Source organism: Blautia massiliensis (ex Durand et al. 2017) (genome assembly GCF_001487165.1).
Taxonomy (GTDB): domain Bacteria; phylum Bacillota; class Clostridia; order Lachnospirales; family Lachnospiraceae; genus Blautia_A; species Blautia_A fusiformis.
In genome coordinates, this window is sequence record NZ_LN913006.1 from 935,609 (window position 1) to 958,209 (window position 22,601).

At 47.7% G+C, this 22,601-nt stretch carries 21 protein-coding genes; 20 read left to right on the forward strand and 1 reads right to left on the reverse strand.

Going from position 1 to position 22,601, the window contains the following annotated elements; genetic code table 11:
• Positions 1 to 25: 25 nt before the first annotated feature.
• Positions 26 to 1,942, reverse strand: a complete 1,917-nt coding sequence (abc-f, locus tag BN3261_RS05260; RefSeq protein ID WP_059085643.1) for a ribosomal protection-like ABC-F family protein — start codon at positions 1,940 to 1,942, stop codon at positions 26 to 28.
• Positions 1,943 to 2,156: 214 nt separating this feature from the next.
• Between abc-f and BN3261_RS05265 the strand changes: the two genes are divergently transcribed.
• From BN3261_RS05265 to BN3261_RS05360, 20 genes are all read left to right on the forward strand, one after another.
• The gene (locus tag BN3261_RS05265; protein ID WP_021650558.1) at positions 2,157 to 2,804 is read left to right on the forward strand and encodes a redox-sensing transcriptional repressor Rex; all 648 of its coding nucleotides are present in this window, start codon (positions 2,157 to 2,159) and stop codon (positions 2,802 to 2,804) included.
• Positions 2,805 to 2,865: 61 nt separating this feature from the next.
• The gene (locus BN3261_RS05270) at positions 2,866 to 4,383 is read left to right on the forward strand and encodes a bifunctional ADP-dependent NAD(P)H-hydrate dehydratase/NAD(P)H-hydrate epimerase (protein ID WP_022426791.1); all 1,518 of its coding nucleotides are present in this window, start codon (positions 2,866 to 2,868) and stop codon (positions 4,381 to 4,383) included.
• Positions 4,380 to 5,549, forward strand: coding sequence for an alanine racemase (alr, locus tag BN3261_RS05275; RefSeq protein ID WP_059085644.1), 1,170 nt, complete (start codon positions 4,380 to 4,382; stop codon positions 5,547 to 5,549). The genes BN3261_RS05270 and alr overlap by 4 nt, the downstream gene beginning before the upstream one ends.
• 156 nt (positions 5,550 to 5,705) lie before the next feature.
• Positions 5,706 to 6,053 (forward strand): type II toxin-antitoxin system PemK/MazF family toxin, encoded by a 348-nt coding sequence (locus BN3261_RS05280; RefSeq protein ID WP_021650556.1) that lies wholly within the window; start codon positions 5,706 to 5,708, stop codon positions 6,051 to 6,053.
• Positions 6,054 to 6,206: 153 nt separating this feature from the next.
• Complete coding sequence (locus tag BN3261_RS05285) at positions 6,207 to 6,950, forward strand: YebC/PmpR family DNA-binding transcriptional regulator (protein WP_059085645.1); 744 nt, start codon at positions 6,207 to 6,209, stop codon at positions 6,948 to 6,950.
• 68 nt (positions 6,951 to 7,018) lie between these two features.
• The gene (locus tag BN3261_RS05290; protein WP_022426789.1) at positions 7,019 to 7,732 is read left to right on the forward strand and encodes a ClpP family protease; all 714 of its coding nucleotides are present in this window, start codon (positions 7,019 to 7,021) and stop codon (positions 7,730 to 7,732) included.
• 165 nt (positions 7,733 to 7,897) lie between these two features.
• Entirely contained in the window at positions 7,898 to 8,785 is an 888-nt protein-coding gene (locus BN3261_RS05295; protein ID WP_015524825.1) for a sulfide/dihydroorotate dehydrogenase-like FAD/NAD-binding protein, read from the forward strand.
• The gene (gene gltA, locus BN3261_RS05300) at positions 8,785 to 10,179 is read left to right on the forward strand and encodes an NADPH-dependent glutamate synthase (RefSeq protein WP_021650554.1); all 1,395 of its coding nucleotides are present in this window, start codon (positions 8,785 to 8,787) and stop codon (positions 10,177 to 10,179) included. Before BN3261_RS05295 ends, gltA begins: the two co-directional genes overlap by 1 nt.
• Positions 10,180 to 10,359: 180 nt before the next feature.
• Positions 10,360 to 11,235, forward strand: a complete 876-nt coding sequence (locus BN3261_RS05305; RefSeq protein WP_015524826.1) for an undecaprenyl-diphosphate phosphatase — start codon at positions 10,360 to 10,362, stop codon at positions 11,233 to 11,235.
• Positions 11,236 to 11,258: 23 nt separating this feature from the next.
• Positions 11,259 to 14,006: a DNA translocase FtsK gene (locus tag BN3261_RS05310; protein ID WP_059085646.1), complete on the forward strand. Its 2,748-nt coding sequence runs from the start codon at positions 11,259 to 11,261 to the stop codon at positions 14,004 to 14,006.
• Positions 14,003 to 14,482, forward strand: coding sequence for a 23S rRNA (pseudouridine(1915)-N(3))-methyltransferase RlmH (rlmH, locus tag BN3261_RS05315; RefSeq protein WP_059085647.1), 480 nt, complete (start codon positions 14,003 to 14,005; stop codon positions 14,480 to 14,482). The genes BN3261_RS05310 and rlmH overlap by 4 nt, the downstream gene beginning before the upstream one ends.
• A gap of 115 nt (positions 14,483 to 14,597) precedes the next feature.
• Positions 14,598 to 14,885 (forward strand): co-chaperone GroES, encoded by a 288-nt coding sequence (gene groES / locus BN3261_RS05320; RefSeq protein WP_044960825.1) that lies wholly within the window; start codon positions 14,598 to 14,600, stop codon positions 14,883 to 14,885.
• Positions 14,885 to 15,304 (forward strand): MATE family efflux transporter, encoded by a 420-nt coding sequence (locus BN3261_RS18160; RefSeq protein ID WP_059085648.1) that lies wholly within the window; start codon positions 14,885 to 14,887, stop codon positions 15,302 to 15,304. Before groES ends, BN3261_RS18160 begins: the two co-directional genes overlap by 1 nt.
• A gap of 91 nt (positions 15,305 to 15,395) precedes the next feature.
• On the forward strand, positions 15,396 to 15,641 hold the full coding sequence (locus BN3261_RS18165) for a hypothetical protein (protein ID WP_059085649.1): 246 nt from the start codon (positions 15,396 to 15,398) through the stop codon (positions 15,639 to 15,641).
• 222 nt (positions 15,642 to 15,863) lie between these two features.
• On the forward strand, positions 15,864 to 17,435 hold the full coding sequence (locus tag BN3261_RS05335; protein WP_022426786.1) for an ABC transporter substrate-binding protein: 1,572 nt from the start codon (positions 15,864 to 15,866) through the stop codon (positions 17,433 to 17,435).
• A 98-nt stretch (positions 17,436 to 17,533) separates the two neighbouring features.
• Positions 17,534 to 18,484, forward strand: a complete 951-nt coding sequence (locus BN3261_RS05340; RefSeq protein ID WP_192925790.1) for an ABC transporter permease — start codon at positions 17,534 to 17,536, stop codon at positions 18,482 to 18,484.
• Positions 18,485 to 18,497: 13 nt separating this feature from the next.
• Positions 18,498 to 19,331, forward strand: a complete 834-nt coding sequence (locus BN3261_RS05345) for an ABC transporter permease (RefSeq protein ID WP_021650546.1) — start codon at positions 18,498 to 18,500, stop codon at positions 19,329 to 19,331.
• A gap of 15 nt (positions 19,332 to 19,346) precedes the next feature.
• Complete coding sequence (locus tag BN3261_RS05350; protein WP_022426783.1) at positions 19,347 to 20,306, forward strand: ABC transporter ATP-binding protein; 960 nt, start codon at positions 19,347 to 19,349, stop codon at positions 20,304 to 20,306.
• The gene (locus tag BN3261_RS05355; protein ID WP_059085651.1) at positions 20,303 to 21,280 is read left to right on the forward strand and encodes an ABC transporter ATP-binding protein; all 978 of its coding nucleotides are present in this window, start codon (positions 20,303 to 20,305) and stop codon (positions 21,278 to 21,280) included. Before BN3261_RS05350 ends, BN3261_RS05355 begins: the two co-directional genes overlap by 4 nt.
• A gap of 77 nt (positions 21,281 to 21,357) precedes the next feature.
• A complete protein-coding gene (locus BN3261_RS05360; protein ID WP_059086872.1) occupies positions 21,358 to 22,578 on the forward strand; it encodes an L-cysteine desulfidase family protein in 1,221 nt (406 codons plus the stop codon).
• The last annotated feature ends 23 nt before the right edge of the window (positions 22,579 to 22,601 follow it).

Sequence of the window (22,601 nt, forward strand, 5' to 3'; positions counted from 1 at the left end):
TAAGGGGATAAAAAAGAGCTGACCGTCAGGCCAGCTCTTCCCATTTTTCATAAAGCTCTTCCAGTTCTTCAGCGATGGCTGCTTTTTCGCGGCTTAGCTTTGTACATTCCGCTACATTGGTGCAGACATCCGGAAGGACCATGGTTTCGTCAATCTCGCTGTCTCTTGTTTCCAGCTCTTCGATACGGGCTTCGACTTTTTTCAGCTCGGCTTCCCGTTTTCGTTTCTTTGCCTGTTCTTCCTTCATCTGCTGCCAGGAAAGCTTGTTCTCGGAAACCGATTTTTCTTCGGCAGGTGCCTCCGGAGAAGTGCTTCCCGGTGCATAGGTACTGGTCAGCTCCTCCTTCTTTTCCAGATAGTAATCATAATCACCGATGTAATTTACCACTGCCTGGTTTGTCAGCTCCATGATCCTGGTTGCAGTCTGATTGATAAAGTAACGGTCATGGGAGACATAAAGGACTGTACCGGTGTAGCTGACCAGTGCTTCCTCCAGGATCTCCTTGGAGGCAATATCCAGATGGTTGGTAGGCTCGTCAAGGATCAGGAAGTTGGCTTCGGAAAGCATCAGCTTTGCAAGGGAAACACGGCCTCTTTCTCCACCGGAAAGTGCGGAGATCTCCTTGAAAACATCATTTCCGGTAAAGAGAAATGCGGCAAGCATATTTCGGATCTCGGTCTCTGTGAGAGTCGGATAAGTATCGGAGATTTCCTGGAAAATCGTTTTGTCCATATGCAGAACATGATGTTCCTGATCGTAATAACCGATCTGCACCTTGGAACCAAGGGAAAACTTGCCGGCATCTGCCTCAATAAGACCGTTGATGATCTTCAGCATGGTGGTCTTTCCGGTTCCGTTGTTTCCGATCAGTGCCACACGCTCGCCGCGTTTGATATCAAAGGAGATATCGGAGAACAGGGTCTGTCCCGGAAAGGCCTTGGAAAGCGCTTCCACGTGGAGCACATCGTTTCCGCTTAACACCCGGGGTTCCAGCGAGATACGCATCCGGTCCTGGAGCTCAAGAGGCTTTTCGATCCTCTGTACACGGTCCAGCATTTTTTCACGGCTTTCCGCACGCTTGATGGATTTTTCACGGTTAAAGGATTTCAGCTTGGCGATAACAGCTTCCTGATGCTTGATATCCCGCTGCTGATTTAAGTATGCCTTGTACTGTGCGTCACGAAGCTGAGCCTTCTTGAGAGCATAGGCAGAGTAGTTGCCGCTGTATACGCGGGTCTGTCCGGCTTCGATCTCAATGACCTTGGTGACCACCTTATCCAGAAAATAACGGTCATGGGAGACGATAAAAACAGCTCCCGGATAATTCAGAAGATAAGTTTCCAGCCAGGAGATGCTTTCCATATCCAGGTGATTGGTTGGCTCATCCAGAAGCAGGATATCCGGCTTGGAAAGAAGCATCTTGCCCAGCGCCACGCGGGTTTTCTGACCGCCGGAAAGAGTTTCGATCTGCTTGTCATAATCTTCCTCCGTGAAGCCGAGACCCTTTAAGACACCGGTCAGCTCACTTTTGTAAGCGTATCCGTTCTCCAGCTCAAACTGATGGGTCAGGCGGGTATAGGTTTCCATCAGACGGTTCAGCTCATCACCGGTCACCGTGTTCATTTCCTGTTCCATATTGCGGATACGGCGTTCCATATCGATGATGTGCTGCTTTGTGGTAAGAAGCTCCTCGTAGATGGTATGATGTCCGTGGATATCCTGGTACTGGGCAAGATAGCCGATATTTTTATCCCGGGCAAGCACCACGGTACCGGAATCAGCAGAAAGCTCCTGCATGATGATCCGCAGCAGTGTGGTCTTTCCTGCACCGTTGCATCCGATCAGAGCAGCCTTTTCACGGTCTTCAATGTGAAAGGATGCATCATTTAAAATTACTTTTTCGCCAAAGGCCTTGCATATATTCTGACATGATAAGATCATAAAAACTGTCCTCCTGTATAAAGAATCACCCCTGTTTATGTCTGAACAGGGAAAAATCCTCCACCTATTATAACGGAAACTGCCGGGATTTCAAAGAAAAAATCAATTATTAGAAAAAATATAAAGAAATTTGTACAGAATAGACAACTTTAATTGACAGGAAAATGTCAATTCGTTATAATTAACCTAGTGTAAGGTAAGGAGGAAAACTATCGTGGAGACAAAACAAATCTCGAAAGCGGTGATTAAGCGTCTGCCACGCTATTACCGCTACTTAGGAGAGCTGATGGAAGATAATGTAGAACGTATTTCTTCCAATGAATTAAGTAAAAAGATGCATACCACAGCTTCTCAGATCCGTCAGGATCTTAATAATTTTGGCGGTTTTGGGCAGCAGGGGTATGGCTATAATGTACACTATCTTTATACAGAGATCGGTAAGATCCTGGGACTGGATACCGTTCATCCGATGATCATCCTGGGTGCCGGTAATCTGGGACAGGCACTTGCCAATTATGTGGATTTTGAGAAGCGCGGGTTCAGGCTGGTTGGTATCTTTGACGTAAATCCTGTGCTTGAGGGCATCGCAGTCCGTGGACTTGAGATCCAAATGCTCAGTGAGCTTCCGTTTTTCCTGAGAGAAAATAACGTGGAGATCGCGATCCTGACACTTCCCAAGAATAAAGCCAAGGAAATGGCAGATATCCTGGTGGAGAACGGGATCAAGGCAATCTGGAATTTTGCACATCTCGATCTTGAGACACCGGATGATGTGATCGTAGAGAACGTTCATCTTTCCGAGAGTCTGATGACACTGTCTTATAATCTCAGTAAATACAGGCAGGAACATGTGGATAAGTAAGAATTGTTAAGCTGCCGGAAACGGCAGCTTTCTCTATGACAGAGGGGAGGCAGAAGACAGAATGAAGAAGCTTGTTACCTGCAAAGAAATGAAGGATCTGGACTCCACAACGATCCGTGAGATCGGAGTTCCCTCCGAGGTTCTGATGGAGCGGGCAGCACTGAAGGTGGTAGAGGAAACAGAAAAGTATCTCCAGAAGGACGAAAGGATCCTGGTAGTCTGCGGAAGCGGAAACAATGGCGGTGACGGTATCGCAGTTGCCAGATTGTTCCATCTGAAGGGGATGCGGGTAGAGTTTTATATGGTCGGAAACAAAGATAAAATGACCAGCGAGACCGCTCTTCAGTATAAGATCGCTTCCGGTTATCGTGTCCCGGAGGTGAATAACCCGCAGTGGAGTGAATATACTACTATAGTAGATGCCGTGTTTGGGGTAGGCCTGACGCGTCCGATCGAGGGGCATTATGCTGATATCATCCATGAGATGAACAGTGCGAGGGCCAAAAAGATCGCAGTTGACATCCCGTCAGGAGTGAACGGAGATACTGGCCTGGAAATGGGAATTGCCTTCAGCGCCGATCTGACTGTCACATTTGCCTACCGGAAAAGAGGTCTTTGCTTTTATCCGGGAAGACTGTATGCAGGAAGGATCGTTACCGCCGATATCGGGATCTATGAGCAAGAAGCTGTGACTGCATCTGCCGCCTGTCTGGAAAATAAAGATCTGAAGCTGTTTCCGGAACGTGATCCCGGCGGAAACAAGGGTACCTTCGGAAAAGTGCTCTTTGTGACCGGAAGTGAGGGAATGTGCGGAGCCGCTTATTTAAGCGCCAGTGCAGCACTTCGTGCCGGTGCGGGAATGGTAAAGATCCAGACTGTGGAAGCCAACAGGATCCCACTGCAGATACTCCTTCCGGAGGCTATGGTCTGCAGCCGCTTTGATCAGGAATCCAATGAACAGCTTCTATCCTGGTGTGATGTGATCGTGATCGGACCGGGACTTGGAACATCAGTGGCCAGCCGTGAGAGAGAACAGTGGTTTCTCACGGCGGCTGCCCGGGAGAAAAAGCCGCTGATCCTGGATGCGGACGGCCTGAACCTTCTGGCTGCACATCCACAGTGGTATCAGTATCTGGGAGAGCATGTAGTCCTGACACCGCATATCGGAGAAATGAGCCGGCTCAGTGGCAGAACGATCCAGGAGATCCAGCATGAGATCGCAGATACTGCACTGAAATGTGCTGCGGAAACAGGCTCTGTGTGCGTACTGAAGGATGCATGTACGGTGATCGCAGATGAGAAAGGCCAGATGTATCTGAATCTTTCCGGTAATTCCGGAATGGCAACTGCAGGAAGCGGAGATGTGCTTTCCGGGATCTTGGCAGCAGTGTTATGTATGTATCTGAAAACGGAGGAACAGCCTCCCATGGTTTTAAAGGCCGCGTTAGGTGTTTATCTTCACGGACTTTGCGGCGATCTTGCAGCCGCTGAAAAAGGAAAGCGCAGTATGCTGGCAGGAGATATCATAGAATATCTGCCCAAGGCATTAGCTATAGGTGAAGAGGAGTCGGGATTATGAAAAAATACGAGAGAGTAAAAGCACTGGTATCACTGGATGCCATTGCCCACAATTTTGAGGAAATGCATAAAAATGTCAAAGAAGGGACAAAGATCATCGCTGTGATCAAGGCAGACGGTTATGGTCATGGTGCCAGAGCTATTGCCCGTCTGATCCAGGACTATGACTATATCTGGGGATTTGCAACAGCTACTGCGGAGGAGGCACTGGAGCTTCGGCATGCAGGGATCACCAAGCCTGTCCTGATCCTTGGCCTTGTATTTGAGGAATATTATGAGGAACTTGCAGCCAATGATATCCGGATCACCATATCGGATCTTAATACAGCAGCAGAATATGCAAAAGCAGGTGCACGCATTGGAAAAAATGTACATATTCATCTGGCTCTGGATACGGGAATGGCAAGGATCGGATATGCGGATATTCCGGAAAATGCGGTAAAGATCGAAAAAATCTCAAAAATCCCGAATCTGGTGATCGAGGGAATGTTTACCCATTTTGCCAGGGCGGATGAGACCGACCGTTCTCCTGCACTGGTGCAGCTGGACCGTTATCTCCGTTTTGCAGAGCTTCTGGAAAAAAGAGGTGTTCATATTCCGGTACGTCACTGCTCCAACAGTGCAGGTATCATCCGTGTTCCGGAAGCAAATCTCAATGTCGTTCGTGCCGGCATCACCATTTACGGTATTTATCCGTCAGAGGAGGTAGAACGTGATATTGTGAAGCTGACACCTGCAATGGAGCTGAAAAGTCATGTATCCTATGTGAAAAATGTGGAACGTGGAACAGCGGTAAGCTATGGAGGAACGTTTGTTACAGAACGCTTTACCAGAATGGCAACGATCCCCGTAGGTTATGCAGATGGCTATCCGAGACAGCTTTCCAATAAGGGCTGGGTCCTGATCCGGGGCAAAAAAGCTCCGATCCTCGGACGTGTCTGCATGGATCAGTTTATGGTTGATGTCACAGATATCCCGAAGGTGAAGGCCGGGGACGAGGTCACCCTGATGGGAAGAGATGGAGAGGAATTTATCAGTGTGGAGACACTGGGAGATCTTTCCGGAAGATTTTCCTATGAATTTGTCTGCGGGATCAGTAAACGTGTTCCGCGGGTTTATATCAAAGACGGTAAGGAATGCGGAGAAGAGGAGAGCTTTTTCCAGTAGATCCGTAAATACCCGGATCCGGAAAACGCCGGGTCAGACATAAGGCCGGTAAAAAAGTACCACGCATGGTATACACAAAGAAATTGTGGAAATACTTATCTGTAAAAAGGAATACGGCTTGCAAATAAGCCGGACCAGAATCGGAGTGTGAATTGTGTGGTTATAAAAAGAGGGGATATTTTTTACGCGGACTTAAGACCTGTAGTGGGCAGTGAACAGGGCGGCATCCGTCCGGTGCTGATCATCCAGAACGATGTGGGTAACCGTCACAGTCCCACAGTGATCTGTGCGGCAATTACATCAAAAATGAATAAGGCAAAGCTGCCGACACATATTGAGATCGATGCATCCGCCTACGGGATCGAAAAGGATTCCGTGATCCTTCTGGAACAGCTCCGCACCATCGACAAGCGGCGTCTGAAGGATAAGGTGTGTCATCTGGACAGTGCTATGCTTGATAAGGTGAATCATGCGCTTGAGATCAGTCTGGAACTGACTTTTTAGGGGAACATGAGGAATTTTGACCGGTTTGTTTTCTGATTCTTGACGAAATCTTTCATAAGTGCTATATTAAACCGAGTTGCAATTATGTAAAACGGTACCCAAAATGAGCAGGGCACGAAAGAAAATATACGGTAACAAGGAGAGGAAGATACCATGTCAGGACATTCAAAATTTGCCAACATCAAACATAAGAAAGAGAAAAATGATGCCAAGAAGGGTAAGATCTTCACAGTCATCGGCCGTGAGATCGTTATGGCAGTAAAGGCCGGCGGCCCGGATCCTGCAAACAACAGCAAGCTTCGTGATGTCATTGCAAAAGCAAAAGCGAACAACATGCCGAACGATACGATCGATCGTGGAATCAAGAAGGCAGCAGGTGCGGATTCTGCAGACAGCTACGAGAAGGCTGTATATGAGGGATATGGTCCGAACGGTGTTGCTATTATCGTAGAGACTCTTACAGATAACAAGAATCGTACTGCAGGTAATGTACGTAACGCGTTTACCAAGGGTAACGGAAGCATCGGAACACAGGGATGCGTATCCTTTATGTTCGACCAGAAGGGCCAGATCATCATCGACAAGGAAGAGCTTGAGGATGAGTGCGGCGAGATGGATGCGGACGAGCTGATGATGACAGCTCTGGATGCAGGTGCTGAGGACTTCAACGAGGAAGAGGACAGCTTTGAGATCATCACAGCACCGGACGATTTCAGTGCTGTACGTGAGGCTCTTGAGAAAGCCGGAATCCCGCTTGTAGAAGCACAGATCGCCATGATCCCGCAGACCTATGTGGATCTGACGGATGATCAGGCTATCAAAGATCTTCACAGAACACTGGATCTTCTTGATGATGACGACGACGTTACTGACGTATGGACAAACTGGGACGAATGATCTCTGAATAGAAAGTAATATTTTGCATATAATACCTCCAGAATTTCAGATTCCGGAGGTATTTTTTTATGGAAAAACAGAGCGAAGAGGGAAAACAGAAGGAACTGGACCGGGAAGCGAGCCAGAACGAACAGATCCGGGAAACCGGGCAGGCAGTGCTCGATGGAAATTCCCGGAAGCATAAAGTGGAGCTTCTGACGGTGATCGGGGAAATCGAAGGTCATGAATCCGCGCCGTCTCACAGCAAAACAACCAAGTATGAGCATGTACTGCCAAAGCTGGCTCTCATTGAGGATGATGAGGAGATCGAGGGGCTTCTGATCCTTTTAAATACGGTAGGAGGAGATGTGGAGGCAGGGCTTGCTATTGCGGAGATGATCGCGTCTCTAAGTATCCCTACGGTTTCTCTGGTGCTGGGCGGGGGACATTCCATAGGTGTACCCATGGCGGTATCAGCAGATTATTCCTTTATCGTGCCAAGTGCTACCATGGTGGTCCATCCGGTACGCCAGAACGGAATGTTCATCGGCGTGGCGCAGTCCTACCGCAATATGGAAAAGATCCAGGACCGGATCATTGCCTTTGTATCCGGACATTCACATATCACGGCAGAACGGATGGAGGAGCTGATGCTGGATACTTCCCAGCTTGTAAAAGATGTGGGGACTATGCTGGAGGGTGAGGAAGCGGTAAAGGAAGGACTCATCGATGAAGTAGGAGGGATCCGGGAGGCACTGGACCGATTGTATACCCTTATCGAAAGGAAAAAAACACAGAAATAACCAGTTTTGTATGTGGCTTTTGATGATGCTAGTTGTATAAGGCTAACATGGTTGCGCTGTGCTGTGGTAAAGAATTTTGACAGAAATTGTAAATCTACTCTTGTCATATGCTGATTTTTAGCGTATTATTAATAAAGGTTTATAATTTGCGCGAGGAGGAAGACCATGTATAAGGTTTTAAAAGCTGAAACGCTGGCAGCTAAGATCCATCTTATGGTTGTGCATGCACCACGTGTGGCAAGCCACTGTCTGCCAGGACAATTTATCATTGTGAAACTTGACGAAAAGGGAGAGAGGATCCCGCTTACCATCTGCGATTACGATCGCGAGGCCGGTACAGTTACCATCGTATTCCAGGAGATCGGAGCATCTACCATTAAGATGTCCGCACTGAAGGCGGGAGATTCATTCCGTGATTTCGTAGGACCTCTGGGATGTCCGTCTGAGTTCGTCCATGAGGATATCGAAGAACTTAAGAAGAAAAAAATGGTATTCGTAGCCGGTGGTGTCGGTACCGCACCTGTTTATCCGCAGGTTAAATGGCTCCATGAGCACGGCATCACAGCGGATGTTATCCTTGGTTCCAAGACTAAGGATATGGTTATCCTTGAGAAAGAGCTTGGCGCTGTTTCCAATCTTTATGTTACAACAGATGACGGTTCCTATGGCCGTTCCGGTATGGTAACAAAGACTCTTGAGGATCTTGTGACAAACGAGGGCAAGCATTATGACGTCTGTGTAGCGATCGGACCGATGATCATGATGAAATTTGTCTGTCTTCTTACCAAGAAGCTTGGTATCCACACAATTGTCAGCATGAACCCGATCATGGTTGACGGAACCGGTATGTGCGGCGCTTGTCGTCTCCAGGTCGGTGATGAGATCAAATTTGCCTGCGTAGACGGACCGGAGTTCGACGGACATCTCGTTGATTTCGATCAGGCTATGAAGAGAAGCCAGATGTATAAGACCCAGGAGGGCCGTGCATTACTGAAGCTTCAGGAAGGCGATACCCACCACGGTGGATGCGGACATTGCGGAGGTGACAACTAATGGCAGATGCAAAAATGTTAAAAAAAGTTCCTGTAAGAGAGCAGGATCCGAAGGTACGTGCGACAAACTTCGAGGAAGTATGTCTTGGATATAATCAGGAAGAAGCAATGGAAGAGGCACAGAGATGTCTTGGCTGTAAGAAACCGAAATGTGTAGAGGGATGTCCGGTATCCATCAATATTCCGGGATTTATCGAGCACATCAAAGAAGGCAACATGGAAGAGGCTTACAAGGTGATCGGTTTATCTTCCGCACTTCCGGCTATCTGTGGTCGTGTATGTCCGCAGGAATCCCAGTGTGAGGGACAGTGTATCCGCGGTAAGAAGGGCGAGGCTGTTTCTATCGGTAAGCTGGAGAGATTCGTTGCAGACTATGCTCTGGAGCATGATATCAAACCTGCAGGAGCAGAGGTTAAGAACGGACATAAGGTTGCAGTGATTGGTTCCGGTCCATCCGGACTTACCTGTGCAGGTGACCTTGCAAAGGCAGGATACGATGTCACTGTATTCGAGGCTCTTCATGAGCTTGGCGGTGTTCTTGTTTACGGTATTCCGGAGTTCCGTCTTCCGAAGCAGAAGGTTGTTAAGAAAGAGATCGAGAAGGTCAAAGAGCTTGGCGTTAAATTCGAGACAAACGTTGTCATCGGTAAATCCACTACCATCGATCAGCTGATCGAGGATGAGGGCTTTGAGGCTGTATTCATCGGTTCCGGTGCAGGACTTCCGATGTTCATGGGTATCCCGGGTGAGAATGCAAGCGGTGTATTCTCTGCAAACGAGTACCTGACAAGAAGCAACCTCATGAAAGCATTCGATGATTCCTATGATACACCGATCGCAGCAGGCAAAAAGGTTGCAGTTGTCGGCGGTGGTAACGTTGCCATGGATGCTGCAAGAACAGCGCTGAGACTTGGTGCTGAGGTACATATCGTATACAGAAGAAGTGAGGCAGAGCTTCCTGCACGAGCAGAGGAAGTTCATCACGCTAAGGAAGAGGGCATCATCTTTGATCTTCTTACAAATCCGAAGGAGATCCTCGTTGATGAGAACGGCCACGTAAACGGTATGAAGGTTGTCAAGATGGAGCTTGGTGAGCCGGATGCATCCGGAAGAAGACGTCCGGTAGAGATTCCTGGTTCCGAGTATGATATGGATGTAGATACTGTCATCATGTCTCTTGGTACTTCACCGAACCCTCTGATCTCTTCCACAACCAAGGGCCTTGACATCAACAAGAGAAGATGTATCGTTGCCGAGGAAGAAACCGGTAAGACATCCAAGGACGGCGTATATGCCGGTGGTGATGCCGTTACAGGTGCAGCTACCGTAATCCTTGCCATGGGTGCAGGTAAAGCTGGTGCAAAAGGTATCGACGAATATCTGAAAAATAAATAAGCAGAAAGTCTGTTTATAAACAGATCCTCCGACTGTGTTTTCTGATGCAGCCGGAGGATTTTTTTTCTTGCAGATTAAAAAAAGAACATTTGTTTGAAACTTTTGCCAAGTGAAGATTGTAAGTTTTACTCAGTTATGCTATAATGTGTTGGAAAAAATTTAAGAAAAGGAAATATCATTATGTCAGTGATACATGCGATTATATTGGGAATCATTCAGGGAATCACCGAATTTCTGCCGGTGAGCAGCTTCGGACATCTCTGTGGAGTGCAGGATCTTTTGGGCGGTACCAGAGGCTCCGGTGTGCTTTTTGAAGTGATGCTCCATCTGGGAACTATGATAGCTCTGATCCTTGTTTTTCTGAAGGACATCAAGAAGATCGGGATCGAGCTGATCGGAATGATACTGGATCTGATCGGAAATGCCAATATTTTTCTCTATAACCGTAGGACTGGGAAAGAGCTTACCTACGCAAAGATCATAAGCGGAACTTACCGGAAGCTTACTGCCCTGATCATGGTATCCACCATTCCTACAGTCCTGATCGGATATCAGTGCAAACGACTTGTTGTGCGAAGCGCATCCTCACACATGTTTTCCGGGATCGGAATCCTTCTTACAGGTGTGATCCTCCTTGTTGTGGACTACAGTAATGTCAATGGCAGCAAGGGAACAAAAGAAACCAGCTTCGGAGATGCTATGTGGATGGGTATCTGTCAGGGCCTTTCTGTGTTTCCGGGACTTTCCAGGCTTGGACTTACCATGAGCGCAGGACTTTTCTGCGGCCTCGGACGGAAGTTTGCAGTGAAATATTCGCTGCTGATGAGCATTCCGGCTGTGGTGGGAGCTTTTTTTGTGGAGATGGGAGAGTTCACTTCTGTTCATATGACTGTTGGCCAGGGATTTACTTATGTTCTTGGAATGATCGTGGCCGGGATCACAGGCTATCTGGTGATCCGTTTTATGCTTAAGCTTTCGAATCAGGTCAGACTGCGTTATTTTGCATTTTATTCTTTTGCAGCCGGAATCCTTATTCTGGCAGCGAATTATATTTGATATCAACTGGGAGGAGTCTGACAATGGCAGCTTCAAAAACGACAAAAAAAAGAAAAAGAAAACCTGCGGCGAAGCAGCAGCCTGTCGGTAACCGCTTTCAGACAGAGATCTTGATCCTTGTGATGTTTGCGGCCTGCCTGATCCTGATGATCAGTGCATTTGGTATGGGAGGGATCGTAGGAAATGCCATCAGTGCCGTATGCTTTGGCATCATGGGACTTTGTGCATATATTTTCCCGATCCTGCTTTTTGCCGGAGTTACGTTCCTGATCGTGAACAATACCAACCGCCTTGCCTACAAAAAGGTACTGGCGGGCGTGGTATTTTTTGTGTTCCTCTGCGGCTTTCTTCAGCTGATCACAGAGGGCTATACGCCAAGTACCACGTTTTCGGATTATTATTCACTGAGTTCGGAATACCGTACCGGTGGTGGAGTATTCGGTGGTGCAGTATGTATTTCCACAGCATCCGCTTTTGGCGTTGTGGGCGGAACTGTGATCATCGTTCTGGTGCTTCTTGTGTCTTTCATCATCATAACACAGAGATCCTTCTTCGGATTTATGAATAAGATCCTGGACTTTTTTACAGATGCAGCAAGAGAGGGCAGAGAAGCTTATCTTGAGGGACAGCCGGACAGAGAAAAGCAGAAGGAGCTTCGCAGAAAGATCCGTGCGGAAAAAAGAGCGGAGAAGATCCGCCGGCTGGAAGAAGAGCTGGAGGAAGAAGAACTTGCCCTTACAGAGAAAGATCCGGAAAATATCTCAAAAAAACAAAAGAAAAAAACAAGAAGATCGCAGAAAGAAAGACAGGCTGCGGTGAAGGCGAACCGGGAAGGAGAATTTAATCTTCCTTCTTTCCTTGATGAACAAAAGGCTGTACTTCCGGCAGATACAGATCTGACAGAAGAGGATCCAGGGCTTGATGAGAAACCGGAGGAGCATGCTCAGCCGCTGGAATTCCAGATCCACCGTTCACAGTCCCAGCCGGCCCGGGAAGAGTCGGAGGAGCCGGATTTCGAAAGAGAAATGCAGGAAGCCGAAGAGGAGGATGCTTATGCCGGCTATGAGGATGTAGATATTCCCGAGATGCAGCAGATCCTGCCGGCAAAGACAGCTGCAGCAGCAAAAGCTTCCCGGGAAACAGGAAAGGCAGACGTTCCCGCTGAGATAAAGGAGGATCCTCAGCCGGAAGCTGAACAGAAGGCATCCCATCAGCCCTCCAGAAACCCGAAGTCATCTCAGACAGAGATCGAGCATGGGATCAGAAATATCCAGCATGAGATCAGCCAGGGAGAAGCTCCGGAGAAGAAACCATATCAGTATCCGCCGCTGAAGCTTCTGAAGCGCGGAGATGGCAGATCTCAGGGAGATTCCGATGCACATCTGCGTAAAACAGCACAGAAGCTTCAGGAAACCCTGCATAATTTCGGCGTCAATGTAACCGTTACCAATGTGAGCTGCGGACCTACCGTTACCCGCTATGAGCTGCAGCCGGAAATGGGTGTGAAGGTCAGCAAGATCGTTGGTCTTTCCGATGATATCAAACTGAATCTTGCTACACCGGATATCCGCATCGAAGCACCGATACCGGGAAAGGCAGCCGTGGGGATTGAGGTTCCGAACAAGGAGAACAGCCCGGTCATGCTGCGGGATCTTCTTCAGTCAGAGGAGTTTAAAAATGCAAAATCCAAGCTGTCCTTTGCAGCAGGTAAGGATATTGCCGGAAAACCGGTAGTGGCAGATATTGCCAAGATGCCGCATCTTCTTATCGCCGGAGCAACCGGCTCCGGAAAATCCGTCTGCATCAATACGCTGATCATCAGCATCCTTTATAAGGCTACACCGGATGAGGTGCGTCTGATCATGATCGATCCGAAGGTGGTGGAGCTCAGTGTATATAACGGGATCCCGCACCTGTTCATTCCGGTGGTCACAGATCCGAAGAAAGCGGCCGGTGCGTTGAACTGGGCTGTTTCCGAGATGACCAGCCGTTACAATGCCTTTGCGGAATATGGGGTACGTAATCTTGGAGAATATAATAAAAAGGTTGCCAATATGCGGGTCCCGGAGGGAGAAAAGGCACCTGAGAAGATGCCGCAGATCGTGATCATCGTGGACGAGCTTGCGGATCTTATGATGGTTGCGCCGGGAGAAGTTGAGGATGCGATCTGCCGTCTGGCCCAGCTGGCACGTGCAGCAGGTATCCATCTGATCATTGCTACCCAGAGGCCATCGGTCAATGTCATCACAGGTCTGATCAAGGCCAATATGCCGTCCAGGATCGCATTTTCCGTATCTTCCGGTGTGGATTCCAGAACGATCCTGGATATGAACGGTGCCGAGAAGCTTCTTGGCAAGGGCGATATGCTGTTTTATCCTCAGGGATATCAGAAGCCGGCCAGACTGCAGGGCGCTTTTGTTTCAGATGAGGAGGTCAGTGCAGTCGTAGAATATGTCTCTGACAAAAATCAGGGTGCTGTTTATGATACCTCCATCGAGAAGCAGGTCAATACAGCCGGTGTCCCGGGAGGAGCCGGCGGCGGTGACAGAGATGTCTATTTTACAGAAGCCGGTAAATTTATCATTGAGAAGGAAAAGGCCTCCATCGGTATGCTCCAGCGTATGTTCAAGATCGGATTTAACCGTGCGGCAAGGATCATGGATCAGCTTTGTGACGCAGGAGTGGTAGGTCCGGAGGAAGGAACCAAGCCAAGGAAGGTTTTGATGTCAGCAGAAGAATTTGAGAATTATCTGGAGGAGAACGGCGGATGAAAATAAGTATCCTGACAGTAGGGAAGATCAAGGAAAAATATCTGCGGGATGCCATTGCGGAGTATTCCAAGCGCCTCGGGCGTTACTGCAAGCTGGAGATCATAGAAGTGTCCGACGAAAAAACACCGGATAATGCCAGCGAAACAGTAGAAGATGCCATTCGGAACAAGGAAGGGGAGCGTCTTCTTAAATATATCCGGGATGATGCGTTTGTGATCACTCTGGAGATCGGAGGCGAACAGCTGACCTCTGAGAACTTCGCACGGAAGATCGACGAGCTGGGAATACGTGGGACCAGCCATATCCAGTTTGTGATCGGCGGCTCTATCGGTCTTGGAAAAGAAGTACTGAAGAGATCAGACTATGCTTTAAGCTTTTCGAAGATGACATTTCCTCATCAGCTGATGCGTGTGATCCTTCTGGAACAGATCTACCGTAGCTATCGTATCATCAGCGGAGAGCCCTATCATAAATAATATCATACTACATATCTGCAAATATCTTGACAATTTTCGGATATGTAGTATGATAAAAAAAGAGTAGCACTCGAAGCTCAAGAGTGCTAATAATCACAGAAAGAAGGAAATGAATATGGCATTAAAACCAGTTGCAGACAGAGTTATCGTAAAATATTTTGAGACAGAAGACAAAACCGCATCCGGCATCGTACTTCCGGACAGCTCCAAGGAGAAAACCCAGCAGGCAGAGGTTATCGCAGTAGGTGGCGGTAAGGTCGTAGACGGTAAAGAAGTACCGGTACAGGTAAAGCCGGGCGACCGTGTGATCTACGGAAAATACACAGGAACCGAGATCAAATATGAGGGTGAGAAATATCTGGTGATCAACGCAGATGATATCATTGCCATCGTAAAAGACTGATGAAGAATTTTTATCGTAATTTTCTGAAATTATGCTCCATGTTGGTGCTGCAGAATGTAGTGACCTTAAGTGTCAATCTTGCGGACAACATTATGCTTGGAGCCTTCAGCGAAACTGCATTATCCGGTGTGACCACCGTAAACCAGGTACAGTTCGTCTTTCAGCAGCTGCTTATGGCTCTGGGAGACGGACTTGTCATATTCGGAAGTCAGTACTGGGGAAAGAAAGAGACAGAGCCGGTAAGGAAGATCAGTGCCTGGGCCATGCGCACAGGCTTTTTTATTGCCCTTATGCTGTTTATCCTGGCCAGCCTTTTTCCAACACAGCTGCTGGGGCTTTTTACAACAGACAGACGATTATCGAAGCCGGTCTTTCCTATCTGGCGATCATCCGGTTTACTTACTTTTTCTTTGCGGTGACGCAGATCCTGCTTGCTACACTGCGCTGTGTAGAAATTGCAGGGGTTGCCTTCGGGCTTTCGGTAATGACTTAAGTGTAGTAATGGTGGGAATGTCCTATCAGATGCCGACAAACGGTGGTATCATCCGGGGAAGCGGAAGCATCGCTTATTCCATGAAGGTGGACCTGATCAGTACCTGGGGGCTCGTGATCCCTCTGTCCATGTTTATGGCATTTGTAGTCAAGGCATCTCCGGCAGTGGTGGTATGCTGCCTGAATGCAGATCAGATCTTTAAATGCGTGCCTGCATTTTTGAAGTGCAATTACGGACACTGGATCAAAAATATGACGAATTAAGGAAATATATATAGATCAGAGGCAGGATACAGAAAATTTATCTTGACGCCTGTGTGATCTGTATGTAGAATAAATACAAGCTTTAACGAAATGCAGTAAAAAAATCTCTGAAGAGCCAGGGACAGCTTGACAAAGGTAATATGGTATAGTATTATCTTACCTATATCATATTAAACTGGTGGGAAAAGAGGAATACTCACTGAAACACAGGAGGAACAGGAAATGAGAAAAAAAGTACTGGCAGCGCTTCTGGCAGCTGCAGTGGCAGGAACAACTGTTATGTCAGGAATGACTGCTTTTGCAGCAGAAACAGAAGGAACCAAGGCGGAAGGCGGAAATATTACCATTGCAGAAACAGCAGATCCGCAGAACATCAATCCGCTTTATGTTGTGGATCAGACAAGCTTCGATATGATGCAGGCACTGTACAGCCCGTTTTTTGAGATCGTGAACGGAGAGATGTATTACGGAAACGGACTTTGCGAAAGTGTAACAGCCAATGATGATGCCAGCGAATTCACACTGAAGCTCAAAGACGGACTGAAATGGCATGACGGTCAGCCGATCACAGCCGATGATGTGGTATTCACCATGCAGGTGCTGGTAGATGAGAAGCAGAATGTTCCGTATTCTTCTTACGGATACGTTAATGACAAGGCAGTAGAGGCAGAGAAGGTTGATGACCTTACAGTCAAGATTTCCCTTGGATCATCTTCCGCAGGATTTCTTGGTGGACTGAGCCAGGTTTACTGTATTCCGAAGCATATTTATGACGGCGTGGAGAATATCGGAGAAAGTGATCTCAACAATGAACCGGTGGGAAGTGGTCCTTTTAAGTTCGAGGAATACAAATCCGGAGAGTATTATAAAGTAACAAAATTCGATGACTATTTTGATGATGTAAATCTGGATTCCATCACCTTCAAGATCGTAAAGGATTCCAGCTCCGCCAATGCGGCACTTGCAAGCGGAGATCTGGATGCACGTCTGATCAGCGCAGATGATTACGATACCGTCAGTGCTTACGATAACGTAAACATCAATACCTATAATTCCGGACGTGTCAACGCCATGTTCATGAATGAGCTGAACGAAGATCTTCAGGATGTAAAGGTACGTCAGGCGATTGCATACGCACTGAATAAAGAGGAGTTCTGTCAGTTTGCTTTCCTTTCCGAGGATTATGCAGAGCCTGCAGATTCTATTTTTACACCGGATACACTCTACTATACAAAACCGGACAATACCTACGACAATGATCCGGCTAAAGCACAGGAGCTCCTTTCCGAAGCAGGAAAGACAAGTCTTTCTCTGAACCTGATGTATATCTCCACAGATAAGACAATGGAGAGTGAAGCTCTGTATGTACAGTCTGCCCTTGCCAATGTAGGAATCACCATCAATCTTCTTCCTACAGATGAGTCTACCTTCAAGAATAAGACAAAGGATACGGAGTGCACAGATTATGATCTGGTACTGAGCTTCTACACTCTGGGAGAAGAGCCGAGCCTTTATGCAGACATGAGTTCTTCCGTCAGCCGTTCCAACTATTCCAGGATCAAGGATACAGATCTGGATGCATTGTGGGAAGAGGGCAACAGCACTGCAGATGAGACAAAACGTGGCGAGATTTATAAGGAGATCCAGAATACGATCAATGATAACATGTATATCTATCCGATCGCTTATTCCAATGGTTTCTATGCGGTAAGTAAAGATTTCGGAGGCTTTGATGAATGTCTGTTAAAAACTATTTATTATGATTATTCCAAGATCTACACATTGGAGAAATAAATAATTTTATAGCGGATGAATACCGGAAACAGAAAGAGGCTGACGCGTTTTTGCGCCAGCCGATTTCCTGTTTTCGGGGAAAATAAAGGAGGTACATTTTGAAGAAGATCGTAAACCGTCTGATACAGTGTATTCTGACACTGTTTATTGTCTCTGTTCTCTGCTTTGCACTGACAAAAGCAGCGCCCGGAGATCCTGTCCTGACTTATGTGGAACCAAATATGAGTGAAGAATATATCCAGAACCTGAGAGAAAGCCTGGGACTTACAAAGCCTGTCTATGAGCAGTACTTTCTGTGGCTGGGAAGGATCCTTCACGGGAATTTCGGAAATTCCCTGATGAATAACCGACCGGTCCTGACACAGATGCTGGAGAGACTTCCCGCAACCGTGATCCTCATGGGAATCAGCATGCTGCTTGGTTTTCTCATTGCCATTGTACTGGGCCTGTATTCCGGAAAGAATAAAAATGGTGTTCTGGATAAGATCACCAGCATGTTCTGTTATGTAGGCATCTCCATTCCTACTTTCTGGTTCGGTATCATGCTGATCTATCTCTTCAGTGTGCATCTCCATATCCTGCCAAGTATCGGTATGCATTCAGACGGCAACCGTTCCTTAGGAGATCTGATCCTGCATATGGTCATGCCCTGCGCAGTTCTGACCTTTGCAAATGCGTCACAGTACATCCGGTATTTAAGAAGCAGTACCATTACGGAAATGTCCTCCGATTATGTTATGGTGCAGAAGGCTTATGGAATGAAAGAGTCTGGAATCCTTTTCCGGCATGTACTGAAAAATGCCATGCTTCCTATGATCACAGTTCTCGGAATGAGCCTGCAGTCTCTGGTTTCCGGTGCCATTATCACCGAGCAGGTTTTTGCATGGCCGGGAATCGGTCAGCTGGCAGTGACCGCTGTTATGCAGTATGATTATCCCCTGATCATGGGAATCACCATGTTTACCGCGCTTCTCGTGGTGCTCGGAAATCTTCTGGCAGATATCCTGTATGCTGTCTTTGATCCGAGGATCCGCAAAGCAGGATGTTAGGAGGTAAAGGGACATGAGAGAAAATATCTGGAAAAATATCAAACTTGGTTTTAAGACAAATAAACTTGCAGTGGTAGGTGCAGCAGCGATCATCCTGCTGGCACTGATCTCCATTTTTGCCTTTTTGTATCCGGTAGATCCCAATGCCATCAGCGCCACAGAGAGACTGAATGCTCCTTCCATGGCGCATCTTTTCGGTACGGATGATATGGGACGGGATTATCTGGCTCGCTGTATTTACGGAGGAAGAGCATCCCTTCTGGTGGGCTTCCTTTCCATGGTGCTTTCGACAGCCCTTGGTGTGATCATCGGTTCCATCAGCGGTTTTGTGGGAGGAACGGTGGATGCGGTGCTGATGCGTCTGGTGGATGCACTGATGAGCCTTCCGACATTCCTGATCATGATCGTTATGAATGCCTTTCTGAAACCGGGACTTCAGAACATTGTCCTGATCATCGGCTTTCTGACCTGGATGAATATTGCCAGGATCGTCCGTGGCGAGACCATTTCCCTGAACGAGAGAGAGTATGTCATCTATGCAAAGATCTCCGGACAGAAGAAATTCTCCACCATTGTACATCATATCCTGCCTAACATCATGCCTACCATTATCGTGGCTGCAACCATGAACATTGCCAATGCCATCCTGATGGAATCTGCACTGAGCTTTTTCGGCCTGGGTATCCAGCCGCCTACGGCTTCCTGGGGAAGTATGCTGAGCAATGCACAGCGCTATATCCAGCAGGCACCGTATCTGGCTATTTTCCCCGGAATCCTGATCCTGATCACGGTCGTCAGCTTCAATTATCTGGGAGAAGTATTAAGAAAAGTATTCGAGCCCAAGTAAGGAGGACATTTACATATGGAAAAATTACTGGAAGTAAAAGATCTGAAGGTGTCTTTCTTTACAGACCTTGGAGAGACACAGGCAGTAAAAGGTGCAGGCTTTGCCATCGGTGAGGGGGATTTTTTCGGGATCGTAGGAGAGTCCGGAAGCGGAAAAAGCGTGACCACCAAATCCATTCTCCGTCTCGGACCATCCAACTGTAAGATCATGGGTGGTGAGATCCTGTTCCGGGGAGAAGATATCCTGAAGAAAAATGAAGCAGAGCTCCGTGAGATCCGCGGTGGTGAGATCGCCATGATCTTTCAGGATTCTCTTTCCGCACTGAATCCGGTTTACACTGTTGGTAATAAGATGGTAGAGCTGATCCGACGCCATACCAATATGAATAAAAAAGAAGCAAAGGCCCGGGTGCTGGAGCTTCTCACAGCCGTTGGCATCACAGACCCGGAAAAAGCTATGAACAGCTATCCTCACGAGCTTTCCGGCGGTATGCGCCAGCGTGTGATGATCGCCATGGCCATGAGCAGTGATCCGAAGATTCTGATCGCAGATGAGCCCACCACAGCCCTGGATGTTACGATCCAGGCGCAGATCCTTCATCTGCTTCTGGAACTTCAGAAAAAAAACAATATGAGCATCATCCTGATCACCCATGATCTGGGCGTTGTAGCGCAGACCTGTAAACGGGTAGCTGTCATGTGTGGTGGCTACGTGGTGGAAGAGGGAACTGTAGAAGAGATTTTTCTTCATCCGGGACATCCCTATACACAGGCACTGATCGCAAGCATGCCGCGGGTGGGAGGTACCTTTGAACAGTTTCTGGAGAGAGATCTTTCGGACGGAAACGGTGATCTGTGTCCCTTCCTGAATCGCTGTAAATATGCGGACAAAACCTGTGAAGCTTGTCTTCCGAAATATTATGAGGCTTCAGAGGGACACAGGATATTCTGTCACAGAAGGGAGGAGAAGAGATGAGCAAGCCCTTAATTGAAGTAAAAGATCTGAAAGTATATTTTAAACAGAAATCTCCGAAGCTTCTGTCCTTTAAGCCGGGCATACTGAAGGCCGTGGATCAGGTAAGCTTTTCGATTGAAAAGGGGAAAACCTTCGGTCTGGTAGGAGAATCCGGAAGCGGAAAATCTACCATCGGAAAGGCAATCCTACGTTATCATAAACCCACAGGCGGTGAGGTTTTTTATGAGGGAACAGAGATCGGAGCCATGGGGGAAAAAGAACTGCTTCCATACCGCAAAAAAATGCAGTCCGTTTTTCAGGATCCCTATTCCTCTCTGGACCCAAGCCATACAGTGCAGGATATCATCTGTGAGCCTATGGAGATCCATAAAATGTACACGCAGAAAGAACGTAAGGAGCGTGCAAAAGAACTGATCCGCGTGGTTGGCCTCAAAGAACAGGATCTTCTGAAGTATCCTCATGAGTTCTCCGGCGGACAGCGTCAGAGGATTTCCATTGCAAGAGCACTTTCCGTACAGCCGGAATTTGTAGTCTGCGATGAGCCCATTTCTGCGCTGGATGTTTCCCTGCAGGCCCAGATCGTCCAGATGCTTCAGGATCTTCAGGAAAAATACGGGCTGACCTATCTGTTCATCAGCCATCAGCTGCAGGTGGTCCAGAAGATTTGTGATGAGATCGGGGTGCTTTATCTTGGAAATCTCATGGAGATCGCAGATGCAGATAAGCTCTATTCCAATCCGCTGCATCCTTATACAAAAATGCTAATCTCCTCGATTCCGGTTCCGGACCCGAGAGTCAAAACTCTGGATCAGATCGTTACGGATACCGGAGTACAGTCCAGATCTATCGGGGGCTGTCGCTTCCATAACCGCTGTCCGTGGTGTGAGGAACGCTGCAGACAGGAAACCCCGGCACTTCGTCAGGTGGAGCCGGGACATATGGTAGCATGTCATAAATATCAGGAAAAGAAATAATCATAAAATACGGGAAGGTAAATAAAAAAGTGGACAAAAAAATATATAAAAACTATCTGGCGATCCTCCGTGAAGAGATGATTCCGGCTATGGGATGTACAGAACCGATCGCTCTGGCCTATGGTGCGGCAAGAGCAAGAGAGATCCTTGGGAAAGAGCCGGAGCGTATCGTAGCAAAATGTTCCGGAAATATCATCAAAAATGTGCGTTGTGTGATCATTCCCAATTCAGGAGGCTTAAAGGGGATTCCTGCAGGTGTGATCCTTGGGGCGGTGGCAGGAGATGCCTCACTGGATATGGAAGTTCTTTCCAAAGTCGATGAAAAGGGCAGGGCACGCTGCCGGGAACTTCTGGAGGCAGATATCTGTAAGGTGGAGCTTCTGGACACGCCGGTAGTCCTTCACATTATCATCGAAATGTATGCCGGTGAAGATGCCGTCAGCCTGGAGATCAAATACGACCATATCAACGTGACCAGGATCAGCAAAAACGGAGAGATCCTCCTTGATGCAGATAAAGCAGTGGAAGAAAAGGAAGAGACGGACCGCGGCCTGTTAAATCTGGAGGATATTCGGGAATTTGCAGATACCGTAGAGCTTTCCGATGTAAAGGAGCTTCTGGATGCGCAGATCAGAAGCAACATGGCCATTGCTCATGAGGGAATGACCGGAAAATACGGCCTGGGTATCGGGCGCGTGATCCGTGAAAATTATTCTCACGATATGCTCACCAGAATGAGAAGTCTTACTGCAGCGGCTTCTGAGGCACGTATGGGTGGCTGTGATATGCCGGTTGTCATCAATTCCGGAAGCGGAAATCAGGGAATTGCATGTTCTGTTCCGCTGATCGTCTATGCAAGAGAGATGGAGCTGCCGGATTACAGCCTCTACAGGGCTCTGGTGTTTTCCAATCTCCTCACAGTCTATCAGAAGCAATATATAGGGAAGCTGTCTGCCTTCTGCGGTGCGGTATCGGCCTCCTGTGCAGCCGGAGCTGCCATTACCTATATGGTAGGCGGAGATATTTCCCTGATCAAAAAAACGATCGAGAATACCCTTGCCAATATTCCGGGAATCATCTGTGATGGGGCCAAGATCTCCTGTGCTGCCAAGATCGCAGCCTGTCTTGACGCAGCCTTCCTGGCGCATCATCTTGCCATGAACGGGCAGTCTTATGCACCTTATACAGGAATTCTCCAGGAAGAAACCGCAGAGACCATCAGCTGTGTGGGTCAGATCGGAAAAGACGGTATGAAGGAAACAGACAGAGAGATCCTCAAGATCATGCTGGAGCATTGATCCGTATCGGAGACGGCACAGAT